We start from the raw sequence: 11,331 nt of genomic DNA on the forward strand, positions 1-11,331 counted from the left end.
CTACCTGGCGAAAAAGTAAAGATTGAAAAAGGACAGATCTATATTAACGGGAAATTGCTTGATGCCTTTTACGGAAGAGCACATCGACTGGGTGCTGATCTCGATAGTTTGAAAAAAGCTTTAGAGCGTGTTGACTTAGAAGATTACATAAGAAAAAACATCGAAAATATAGCGAATTATTTTGAGGAATTAACTATGAAGGAAATTGAGATCCCTGAAGACAGCATTTATATTGTAGGTGATGATTGGTTTCGCAGTAATGATAGTAGATTCTTTGGGCCATTACCCACAGATAAAATTGAGGGGAAAGTGGTTGGGGTGATCGGTAGCCCGTAAAGAGCTAACGGGAAACGATAGCTCAATGAAGACATAAAGAGGCAGCCGCTTTTTGGTCGGCTGCTTTTTCTCAACTAACGGGCAGGTTTGCATTTCGCAAGAGTCCGGCAAAACTCGTCGGCCTCTTGTGTTTAATGAAAGGCAGCACGCTTAATTTTCTTCTTCCAGTTCTGGCATGATTCCAAGAATACTTAAGCAGGTGCTTAACAGCACTTCATTTCTAATGATAATAAGTTGAAGCTTTTTCCGTGTTCTCGTTAGAATTTGGAATAACATTTTGGTCGGATGGTAATAGGGGCTGAATCCTCGGGTGAACAATTTCCCTTCTTCCGTGTGATAGAATGTATGATCCAAGAAAGCAATAACGTTATCGAATTCCTGGCCGATGACATCATGAGCCGTGTAGACCATTTCAACTTGGGTTTCGGACATAAAGTAACCTTTGGGTGACTTTATGTCACCCTGTTTTTGGATCTATCTGATTTTGGGTCCAGGTCATAATAAACTATTTAATTATGATTCAACAGGATTTTCATTTTCGGGTGAGTACATGGTTATTTCTATGATGGATTCAATTAAACGAACAATCGTGAAAACGGTTAGAATTAAAGCAGATGAATACGTGTAAAAGTTGTTGTTAGTAATGTATCCGAGGACAATTCCCCCAAACAGAAAACAGAATTTCAGAATATTGTCTACATTCGTAAGGCGGAAACTATATAATAAAATTCCAAGCAACAAATGTTCGAAACCCGTAAAGTAAGAGATACCAAACTAAGCAGGTGTTTTTTTGTCAAGTCAAGAAAAAATGAGGCTCGACGCTTACAGCCGCAAGGTATTCAAGCTAATTTGTTGCTGCGAAAGTTGAGTTAGTAAAATCGACTTCGAAAACGAAAAAAATAATTATTATATAATTACCAAGAGCACGTTGCACCGCCTCTTATAAGATGCCGTTCGCGAACTCAGCACGAATGGGGCAAAGCGCAAAGAGCAAAATCTTTTAACTATTAAGCAATATCCGCTAGAGTTTCTCAATTGTGAAGTCCGTATAATATGAGAAGAATAGAGCGCTTACAAGAAAAGTTCTTCAAATTTTTGTCTGTGACGACAAACGACTTCTAGAGGGGGGGATAAAGGAGGGCCAATCCTTGTTGATGAGGACTACGCCGGGACCGTAAGAGGTTCGTGGATGCTAGAGGACAAAAGCTTGGTAATCGGAATGAGGAATGAATGAATATAGTCTCTCGGAACATCATTGGAGGTGAAATTGGAGGAAGAAGACAGTTGGAGCTGGAAAGTATGGAAATTGAAAACCAGTTTCAAGAATGGGCAGACATCGACAATTTAGGCGAAACGCTTTTTTGAAAAACTTAAGCGACAGTAGGGCAAATGGTAGCTTTCAGCTTGTCCCATTCATCTTTCTGGCTTACATACCAGGCATACATGTGCTGGCAGGTCATAATGCCGTAGATGCGAATGTACCACATCATCGTCGAGCGGTGCCTACCGGATTCGAACTTGTAATCGATCTTCTCCTGCTTGTTGGAACGCTCAATGGACGTGCAGCGTTTGTAAATCAACTTCCACTTCTCCGACCCGCGAGCGGTTCTGGGAAACAGGCGAAGATTATCGCTGCTGTGTGTATGGTATGTCCGCCCGTATTTGGCATCGGAGTACCCGCAGGTCAAAGAGCATCTCCACTTACGGCGATCCTGGGATATGTCAAACCCGGTTGGCTTCATTTCGTTGCCTTTCGGACAGATCGGAATACCCGTTGGAGAAATGTGAATGTCACTTTCCGTCGTCGTATTCTTCTTGCTGCGGTTGTTAAGATCGATGCAGGGCTCGATGTTCTGATGATCCAGAAGCATGTAAACCGCCTCAGCATCATGAGCGGCATCGAGCAACATCTTATCGATGACGCCAAGGTTGAAACGTTGCTTGCATTCCATCATACTCATAACTAGACTGACAGCGTCATGCCTGGAAGCAGGCTGCAGTCTAAGGTACAAAGGCGAGTCTATTTACTATCAGCCGCAGAAATCATGTAGAGATGGTATCCGTTATAACACTTCTCTCTAGAGCCGTCCCAGCCCGATTTGCAGTCGGGCTGGGAGTAAATACGAGGATGGTTGCACCCCGTCATACCTTCGGCATGACAATCACAGGTGGATTGCTTCTTGTATAGACAGCGGTGACTATGGGGGTTCCATCACCGGCAGCACTAAGCGCTGAAACATCCCCAAGTAAGCCTAAATTCGCCGACACGGCGAGGATTTGTGACTGAAAGAAATCGAACAAGGGATCCGTTGGTAAAGCTGTTTTCTTATCCGCGTGACGCATCATCCATGTGACAAGACGGTTCACTCTGCCCGGTGTAGCCGTAGGCGCTTTCTCTCCTTTCTTCCCTTTCTTTGGTTTGCTCTTGCGTTTGGGTTGCTTCATCGGTTTAAGATTATTGTCTACCGCAGGCCAAAAGCGTCTGAAGAATTCATAGAAGGTCCCGACGACAGGAAGATCGTCATAGTCGAAGCCGTAAAGAATGGCATAGATAGGTGTCCGCTTCAAGACATTCACACATTCGGTTAATCCCTTTTCAGGGTTGGTCAAAAGGAACAAGAAAAAGGATCGAAACATAGATGCTGGATCTCGAGGTTCAGGGCCCCGATCCGAGTAAGTGTCTCGAAGAAACGTTGTGAGGGGAGAAAGGTCAGTCATCCATAATTTTGCTAGAAGCGGCCAGTCTTTATTGATGATGACGATACCGGGCCCAATCTGAGTACGAAGTTGCTTAAGAACAAAGCCTTGGTAGTCCACATGCGGAACAAAAATAGGTTTCAAGAGAAGCACTCTAATCGCGATTTATAGGTTGAAAAAGGAACCCTTACAACGCAATTTTGGAAAAATGAAGGATTTGTCAAGGCTTTTTCGAAGAAAATGACCAAATATTCTAGAATATTTCCCATAATGAAAAAAGGAAATTAATGAAAAAAACCCCCTACGAAGTAGGAGGAGAGTAAGTTTGGTGGTACAAGAAACCCCTTGTCCCATCTGCCTCGGCGAATGCCGAGAGGCTATGAATGAATGCGGAGGGATTATTGATGAAGGCATCAAAAAAAGTTTCGGTTCTGATACTGGCACTCTTACTTCCATTGATTGTGATTTTCTCTACGGCAGTTCCGGCTGCGGAATCCTACGAAATCGTCCCGCTCACAGATCCGGTTACGAATCCGGATACAACCGATGAGGTCAAAATCGACTTCCAGACCAAAGGGTCTCAAACGGCAGAAGGGTATCTGCCCGACAACGGGGATGCGTACGGCGAACGCGGGAATGGCTTTACGTATGGATGGACCCCAGGCATTGTTGGAGCCGCCAGAGATTACAGCTTAATCGAACCGGATCTTAAACTAGCAACCTTGAACCAATTTGGCCAAGGGATTATTTGGGAAATTGCCGTTCCGAACGGCAAGTATGAAGTGACGGTCAGCATAGGCGATATTCGATATCCGGACCAAATCAAAGGAAAATTGTTGCTCTTGGCTGAAGAGACCGTCATCTTCGAGAACAAACAAGTTGACGGCAAATGGGAACACGTCAAACCGATTGGACAAACTTACGTTTCCAAAACGGTAGAAGCGGATGTGACCGACGGCAAACTGACCCTCGATCCGAAAGATTCCGCCACGGAAAACATTAAGATCAACTACATTGAAATCAAGTCGCTTGACGTTCCGATTCCTATTGATCCCGTAGACCCTGTAATTGAAGAACCACGAGACATTGATAGGACTCCCGTAACCATTGTTGTCAATGGAGAAGAGGCGGAGTCGGATGTTCCGCCGGTTAGAGCGAACGGCCAAGTCATGGTACCTGTAGATATGATAGCTGAAGAATTTGGCGCTGATGTTGGTTGGAATGAGGAAAAGAATGCCGTTCTGATTAATTCAATGCCGAGTCAAGCAAGGCTCAAACAGCAGTCGACTCAGCTGATCGTGAACGGTTTGGAAATCGAATCGGAGGTTCGTCCATTTGTTCTGGATGGCAATTGGATGCTTCCTATTCGGGAAATATCCGAAGCCATGGCCTTGGACGTCTCCTGGGATGAGGCAACCCTGACGCTTCAAAGTAGTTTAAGGCCGCATACGGAACCTGCCATGGAGCTTCATGGGTGGGCCTCCGTGGAGGCTGATGGACAGGGCGGGACGACAGGCGGCGGCGATGCCGAACCTCGGACGGTGACAACGCTGGAAGAACTGGAACAACTGGCTGGAGACGACGAACCAAGAGTCATCGTCATTTCCGGAACGATCACATCCGGGGCTCAGCCTATCAGCGTAGGCAGCAACAAGACGATATTGGGGGAGGACCAGTACGCGACCATCCGCGGCGGCATCACCATAGACGATAGCAGCAACATCATTATTCGCCACTTGAACTTCCAAGGCATCTGGCCTATCTTCGGCCCTGCCGACGCGATCGCCGTGAGAAATTCGCATCATCTTTGGTTCGATCACTTGAACATCTGGGATGCCAGTGACGGCTTATTGGACCTCACCCAAGGAACTAACTACGTCACCGTTTCATGGAACAAGTTCTTTTACACCGATCCGGATAATCCTCACCGTATGGTCAGCTTGGACGGCGGAGGCGCGGAACATGATGCTACCGACACAGGCAAGAACAAGGTAACCTATCATCACAACTGGTTCGCCAACAATACCGATCAGCGGATGCCACGCGTCCTGTTCGGTCAGGCGCACGCCTACAACAACTACTACACGGCCAGTAACAACAATTACGCCATCGGCGTAGGCGTCTTCGCGTCGATGCTGGTGGAAAACAATTACTTCAAGAACGTAAAAAATCCGCACCAGTTTATGTACCCCGACCGTCGTCCGGCGTACATCACGGCTACGGGCAATATTTATGACAACACAAGCGGATTAATGGATACGGGTGCCGTTACACCAGAGGGCTACGACAGCGTGGCGCCTTTTACCAATCCGCCCTACGCCTACGAACTGGATGATGCCGAGGATATTCCTTTTCTTGTTACTCGATATGCGGGTCTAATGGTCAACGAGGACATTACAGCGCCAGAAGCACCTGTTATTATAGCTCCGGCAGAGTCGGCGGAAATCCACATGCGTACTCCGAGCATAAGCGGAACGGCAGAACCGAGCAGCATCGTGACAATCACATTGACAGGCACTTCATCGGGATCGACAAAAAACGCAACGTTGACGACAACGGCTGACTCGAACAGTTCATTTAGTGCCGAATCAACAAGACTGAACAACGGAACGTATACCATCACCGCAACGGCAACCGATGCTGCAGGCAATGTAAGCCACGCTTCGATCAATCGTTCAATTAGAATAAAAGGACAGGCTGACAAGAAGTAAATTAATAGAGGGTTTGAACGAGCAACTCCGCTTCCGACCTGTTCCGAATTATATCAGCGCTTAAGAAGACTATAGCTCAATAAACCATGCGGCAGCCGGTCTCGCGACCGGCTGTCTTTTTTAGTTGAAATAAGGGGAAGGGGGAGAAAAGTTGGTAAATAAGGTTTTTGAGTTTGAATGTCGTACTTTACCATTGTTGGAGAGCGATGATCTTGAGCAGATTAACAACTATATCTTAAATCACTAGCGTTACATAAAACCTCATACATTTCGCTTGTGACGTAGAGATGCTTGCTCTGCAAATGCTGCTTGATCCACTAGTAGAAGATCTCAATGGCCCAACGACTACGGTACATCTCACTAATTTCATCGCAGATTAAATCAAGCAGTTGGTCACCAGGGGGAGCAGATTGCCCTCTATCGCCATAGTTGAATGGATCGCGATAGGAAACCCCCGACTCCATATTCAGAGTCGGGGGTTTTCCCGTTACTTCAATTTTTCCATTTCCTGATCAACCGTTTGTTGCCCCAGTTCTTGTACCTCTCTTAGGATTGTATTGACATCTTTTTGCCCTGTTACAAGTTCAGTTACTTTATCATTCATTAAGTCAACGATGTGATCTTCTAATGGATGTAATTGACGCATTGGAGCATTTCCGTTCACATACACTGCGTCGAAGTTTTTATCTTGGTCTGGATGGTTTTCAAATGCAAGATCTTTAACCTGCTGTGATTTCAATGGAGAAATCTTTCCTTTTTTTGATACTTCCATTTGGAACTCTTCAGACGTTAAATATTTTAAAATTTGCATTGCCGCATCTTTATTATCGGAAATGGAAGTAATACCTGCATAGTTGGCGTAAGGTTGAGTGCCATTATCCGGAAGATCTTTGAAGACCGGCATCGAAACCATGTCCCAGTTCAGCGGAAGTTGTTCTTGCGAAACCGCGATCCATTCGGTTAAAAATACATACATGGCGGAAACGCCTGCTGCTCCTCTAAAGTGATCATGACTTGGGAAATTTGCTTTAGCCATATTCTGAACGCCAGGATTTCTGCTCAATTCAGTGAAGAGGTTAAGAATCCTCTTCCAATTATCGTTGTCTACCGTCACCTTGTTCGTTTCCGGATCAATGAAACCTTGCGATAAGGAATTCATGCGGAAGTAGTGCTTCGGAGACATCCAAAGTCCCATATACTGCGTTCCGTTTTCATTCCGATCGAATTGATGGGCGAGTGCAAACGTCTCCTCCCACGTCATGCCATCTTTCGGATATGGAATCCCGAATTTGTCGAATAAATCTCGGTTATAGAACAAAACAAGAGAATCGTTAAAAATAGGAAGGCCGTAAAGTTGGTTTTCAAACGTGGCAGATTCAATAAACCCCGGGGCAAACGAAGCTAAGTCAACTCCATGTTTTTTAGCTAGCTCCGTCATATCATAAGTCAACTTCATCGGTTCGTATGCATTCAAAAATCCACCGGCTCTTGTGAAGTAAATATCAAACTTCGTTTGAGCGGCTACTAGTTGTTCCAATGAAAGTCCTCTATTCGAAATATGGTTAATCGTGTATGTAGGGAACTTTTTCTTCACGTAACTCCCTACATTTGCTTCAAATTCTTCATCGGAAAATATTGTAGAAAATGTGACTTCGGCATTTTCCGGCGCCGGAGGTTCTGCTGTCGGATCATTACCGCCCGACGGCGTAACAGTACCCTCAGTATTAACAGTACCTTCAGTATTACCGTTAGTACAAGCTGCAATTATACTTAAAATCAGAATAATTACCAACAGCAGTCCCATTCTTCTTTTCAACATTTCGTTTTCCCTCCCTTAGTTTGAAATGGATAATCCTAAACCCCGAATCCAGACCACCCCCTCTCAAAGTCTGTGCCGTTGCCTGTAAGCGCATACAAGTTTTGCGTTCGCGTTTGCAAGTATTTGACACTATTGTATAGGAGTGTTTCCATCAAAAATATACGGCTATAATCGTAAATATAGGGCGATCGAATCTATTGTTGATTCTCGGAACCGGGTATTGGACGGTGCTGCTCTTAATCGACAGCCCATCAAGAGGGACGATACGAGAACGCTGTGGATTATGATATCAAAAGGAAATGCAAAAAAAAACAGGACCGCTTCCCTGAACTGGAACGCGTTCCGAGTCTTTACTTGCTATCCACGTTGGACAATGCCGTTAAGCTAGGCAAGTTTCGGATTGATTACGTCGGCCTGTTTTGGAGCAATTCCTCTAAGATAGGGCAAGAGGGTTTTCTTCCTTATGTTGAAGTGAAGAAAGAACAGAATATTAATCTGCTCGGAATGGCTTATTTTAAAGACGCGAAGATGGTAGAGACAACAAAGCCGTTTGAAATTGCAGGGTATATGGGAATTAAAGGGCTGCGAGTTTCTTGAGGGGATAAGGAGATCGGGTCTAAGGAGCGCTGACAAGAGGCTTGCAAAAATTTGGAGTGAGCGTATATACAAAGGTCCGGCGAGTCGGCCGAGACCGTCTTCGAGCTGGATCGGCGGGCGTTCTCCATCTGGAGCACACCCGCCAATCGATGTGCGGTTTATGAGAGTCCCCGCGCATACCGCTTCCGGCATTGCGAAGGGGAATGCCTCTTGTACTGCCTGAACATTTGACTGAAATAATTAACGCTGCCGAAGCCGACTTTAAACGCGATTTCCGTGATCGGATCGGAGGAATGGATTAATAATTGCTCGGCGGCGTTGATGCGGAGCAAATTGACGTACTCCACGAACGTCTTGCCGGTTACCTTCTTAAAGGTTCTGCAAAAGTGGTATTCGCTCAAATTGACGATGCCGGCTGCTTGCTGTACGGTGAGCTTCTCCGGATAATGCCGCTCCACAAACGCGATAAGCTCTTTGAATCTATCGGTTAATTCCGCGCCTACCGTATCTGCGGAACCAGTTGGTCCATGCAGATGGTGATGGCGGGATAAATGTACGAGCAGCAGATGCAGCATGGACTGGATCGCAACCTGATAGCCTATAGCCTGCTGCTCGTATTCGGCGATCATCTGCTTGACAATACCGGCGATGAGCGAATTATACGCATCTGTTACCGGCAGAAGGATGGGAAAAAAACGTTTTCCGGAAGCATAAGGATTTGTGATTTGCACATGACTGGAGCTCGCCACCCGGCTTTCGGCTAGCACGGAATGAAAGACCAACGCGTAATATTCCACCTGATGCTCGTCATCCGCAAACCCCGTATGGATCATGCCCTTGTTCACGAACATCAAATCGCCAGGTCCCGGCTTAACCGTCTCGGAGCCGATATAGAAGGTCGCGTTTCCCCTGATAAAATAGATGAGTTCCAAGTCATCATGCCAATGCAGGTGCAGCACTTCCTTGCCGGGCGGAATGATGTGGAAGACATCAAACGGAAAGTCCAGATCGCGATGCGGGACGTCTTGCTTGATTTGATAAGGATTTGTCATGCCGCAGTCCCTCCGAAAAGCAATATCCCTTAACTTTACAGCAATATCAGCTAGAGAACTCTTAATAGGAAGCAGCTATAATTATAGACTATCAACCGCTGGAATGAAAGTAATGAAAGCGATATCCAAAACAAGAACAGCCAAACAACGGTTACGGGAGGATTATCGAATGGGATTTGAAATTGAGCAGACAACAGGGGATTCAAGCTGGTATACGCATGATCGTTTCGGCATGTTCATTCATTGGGGCTTGTACTCGCTGGGCGCCAGGCACGAGTGGATGAAGGGCCGGGAATTTATGACGAATGAGCAGTACAACAAATATTTCAAGCGCTTTGACCCGGATTTGTACGATCCCGAGCTATGGGCTACTCTTGCCTCGGACGCCGGTATGAAATATTTCGTAGTCACCACGAAGCATCATGAAGGCTTTTGCTTATGGGATTCGGCTCTGACTGATTACAAAGCGACCAACACGCCGGCAGGCCGAGACCTGCTGACGCCGATGATAGAAGCATTCAAGTCAAAGAACATTAGGCCGGGACTGTATTACTCCCTGTTGGATTGGCATCATCGGCATTATACGCTCGATGTCAAACATCCGCTTCGATATAATAAGGAGTTTCTGGAAGACCAGAAGCACCGCGAATGGCAGAAGTATGTCGACTACATGCATGAGCAGACGAGGGAGCTGCTGACTAAATTCGGCAAGATCGATTTGATGTTTTTCGATTTCTCTATCCCGTCGGAACAAGGCTTCCCTGGAAAAGGCAAGGAAGAGTGGCAAAGTGAGAAGCTGGTGAAGCTTATTCGCGAGCTGCAGCCGCATATTTTGCTGAATGATCGCCTGCAGGTGAAAGGGGACATCACGACGCCGGAGCAATATCAACCGCGCGAGTGGATTCAAACGAACGGCAAGCGCGTTGTCTGGGAGGCGTGTCATACCTTCAGCGGCTCATGGGGGTATTACCGCGACGAAGAAACGTGGAAGAGCGTCGACACCCTTGTGAAAATGTTAATAGACACGGTAAGCAAGGGAGGCAATCTGCTCCTTAACGTCGGACCGACAGGTCGAGGTGAATTCGATGAACGTGCCATCGATCGTTTGAAGGGCATTGGCGAATGGATGAAACGCCACAGCAAGTCGATTTATGGCTGTACGGCCGCGCCGGAGGAGCTTCAATGTCCGGAAGATTGCCGTTTTACCTACAATCCGGAGAACAACCGTCTTTATCTGCACGTTTACAGCTGGCCTTTCAAGCATATTCATCTGCGCGGTTTGACGGGCATGGTGGAATATGCGCAACTGCTGAACGATGCTTCGGAAATTAAAATGAAGCAAGGCGAAGAGGAAATGACGATGGAAGCGGGCGCTTTCAACGAGGGAAGGCCGCGCGATATCCTGACGCTGCTGCTGCCGGTCAAGAAGCCGAACGTAACCGTCCCTGTCATCGAGCTTTTCTTGAAAAGCCGATGAGTAGACCGAAGCTTGGGTAGCAGGGGCCGGTCATCGCCTGGCAGGACTCATGAGCCGGGGGAGCGTCCGATTGAAATCATGCGTACGGGTCTATGCCGGCATTCAGGTGTCGGTTCAGGAATGGTTGGAGCCATCGCTAGCGGAAGAGTCGAGACATTATTTTAGAACTAGCTGGTAGACGAATATGGCAATCTGTTATAGCAATTTTGTTACTGCAACCTGCTAAGCAACCTACCAAAGCAACCTACCAAAGTAACCTACCAAAGTAACCTATCAAAGTAACCTATCAAAGTGACCAGTCCTAGCAAACCTGTCTTAGCAACCTACCCTCAACAGAGCGGAGGTTGCTTTTGTTTTTTTAAAATATATGGCTCATGGAGGCTTTCAGACTCTAACGGTCACCACGGAGCCTAATCGCCTTTAAATGGCCTCCTTCCGGATGTCACGTTTGCAGTGGAGCTTATTCGGCTGAAAGTAGGTCATTTTTGCGGATTTTGGTCATACAGCGTTCCTCATACAGGATGAAAAGCGCTCAAACAGGCCATTTAAGCGCTGTGGTAACCGTTGAATGCTGGAGAATCACTCCAACAGTGGTCTGCACATCGAGTGGGGCATTGTAGTCGAAATTAATGCTACATTCAA

Annotated in this window: 9 protein-coding genes; 4 read left to right on the forward strand and 5 right to left on the reverse strand. The window is 46.5% G+C overall.

Annotated elements, in window-relative coordinates:
- Positions 1-336: signal peptidase I (lepB, locus tag PLA01S_RS25090; RefSeq protein WP_127594515.1), on the forward strand; the 336-nt coding region annotated here is incomplete at its 5' end.
- Positions 337-486: 150 nt separating this feature from the next.
- Here lepB and PLA01S_RS25095 read toward each other — a convergent pair.
- The 3 genes from PLA01S_RS25095 to PLA01S_RS32715 form a co-directional block, all read right to left on the reverse strand.
- Positions 487-768 (reverse strand): hypothetical protein, encoded by a 282-nt coding sequence (locus PLA01S_RS25095; protein WP_127594516.1) that lies wholly within the window; start codon positions 766-768, stop codon positions 487-489.
- A gap of 938 nt (positions 769-1,706) precedes the next feature.
- Entirely contained in the window at positions 1,707-2,288 is a 582-nt protein-coding gene (locus PLA01S_RS32710; protein ID WP_246059824.1) for a hypothetical protein, read from the reverse strand.
- Between the two features lie 190 nt (positions 2,289-2,478).
- Positions 2,479-3,177 carry a hypothetical protein gene (locus tag PLA01S_RS32715; protein WP_246059826.1) on the reverse strand — a complete coding sequence of 233 codons (699 nt, stop codon included), beginning with the start codon at positions 3,175-3,177 and terminating at the stop codon, positions 2,479-2,481.
- A 260-nt stretch (positions 3,178-3,437) separates the two neighbouring features.
- Here PLA01S_RS32715 and PLA01S_RS25105 point away from each other — a divergent pair, with 260 nt between their 5' ends.
- On the forward strand, positions 3,438-5,744 hold the full coding sequence (locus PLA01S_RS25105; protein ID WP_164817513.1) for a pectate lyase family protein: 2,307 nt from the start codon (positions 3,438-3,440) through the stop codon (positions 5,742-5,744).
- Between the two features lie 487 nt (positions 5,745-6,231).
- Here the strand turns inward: PLA01S_RS25105 and PLA01S_RS25110 are convergent, their stop codons facing one another.
- Positions 6,232-7,563 carry an ABC transporter substrate-binding protein gene (locus PLA01S_RS25110; protein WP_127594518.1) on the reverse strand — a complete coding sequence of 444 codons (1,332 nt, stop codon included), beginning with the start codon at positions 7,561-7,563 and terminating at the stop codon, positions 6,232-6,234.
- Between the two features lie 276 nt (positions 7,564-7,839).
- Between PLA01S_RS25110 and PLA01S_RS25115 the strand changes: the two genes are divergently transcribed.
- Positions 7,840-8,160: a Ger(x)C family spore germination protein gene (locus tag PLA01S_RS25115; protein WP_127594519.1), complete on the forward strand. Its 321-nt coding sequence runs from the start codon at positions 7,840-7,842 to the stop codon at positions 8,158-8,160.
- 158 nt (positions 8,161-8,318) lie between these two features.
- Here the strand turns inward: PLA01S_RS25115 and PLA01S_RS25120 are convergent, their stop codons facing one another.
- A complete protein-coding gene (locus PLA01S_RS25120) occupies positions 8,319-9,212 on the reverse strand; it encodes an AraC family transcriptional regulator (RefSeq protein ID WP_127594520.1) in 894 nt (297 codons plus the stop codon).
- A gap of 112 nt (positions 9,213-9,324) precedes the next feature.
- On the opposite strand from PLA01S_RS25120, the gene PLA01S_RS25125 reads away from it, so the two are divergent.
- Positions 9,325-10,689: an alpha-L-fucosidase gene (locus PLA01S_RS25125; RefSeq protein WP_503826092.1), complete on the forward strand. Its 1,365-nt coding sequence runs from the start codon at positions 9,325-9,327 to the stop codon at positions 10,687-10,689.
- Positions 10,690-11,331: the final 642 nt, after the last annotated feature.

The sequence above is a fragment of the Paenibacillus lautus NBRC 15380 genome, assembly GCF_004000945.1.
In the GTDB taxonomy this organism is placed as follows: Bacteria; Bacillota; Bacilli; order Paenibacillales; family Paenibacillaceae; genus Paenibacillus_AQ; species Paenibacillus_AQ lautus.

What these genes read in the sequence shown, in the direction of transcription:
- PLA01S_RS25095 (WP_127594516.1), bottom strand. Translation starts at nt 768, where the DNA reads ATGTCCGAAACCCAAGTTGAAATGGTCTACACGGCTCATGATGTCATC.
- PLA01S_RS32710 (WP_246059824.1), bottom strand. Translation starts at nt 2,288, where the DNA reads ATGGAATGCAAGCAACGTTTCAACCTTGGCGTCATCGATAAGATGTTG.
- PLA01S_RS25105 (WP_164817513.1), top strand. Translation starts at nt 3,438, where the DNA reads ATGAAGGCATCAAAAAAAGTTTCGGTTCTGATACTGGCACTCTTACTT.
- PLA01S_RS25110 (WP_127594518.1), bottom strand. Translation starts at nt 7,563, where the DNA reads ATGTTGAAAAGAAGAATGGGACTGCTGTTGGTAATTATTCTGATTTTA.
- PLA01S_RS25120 (WP_127594520.1), bottom strand. Translation starts at nt 9,212, where the DNA reads ATGACAAATCCTTATCAAATCAAGCAAGACGTCCCGCATCGCGATCTG.
- PLA01S_RS25125 (WP_503826092.1), top strand. Translation starts at nt 9,325, where the DNA reads ATGAAAGCGATATCCAAAACAAGAACAGCCAAACAACGGTTACGGGAG.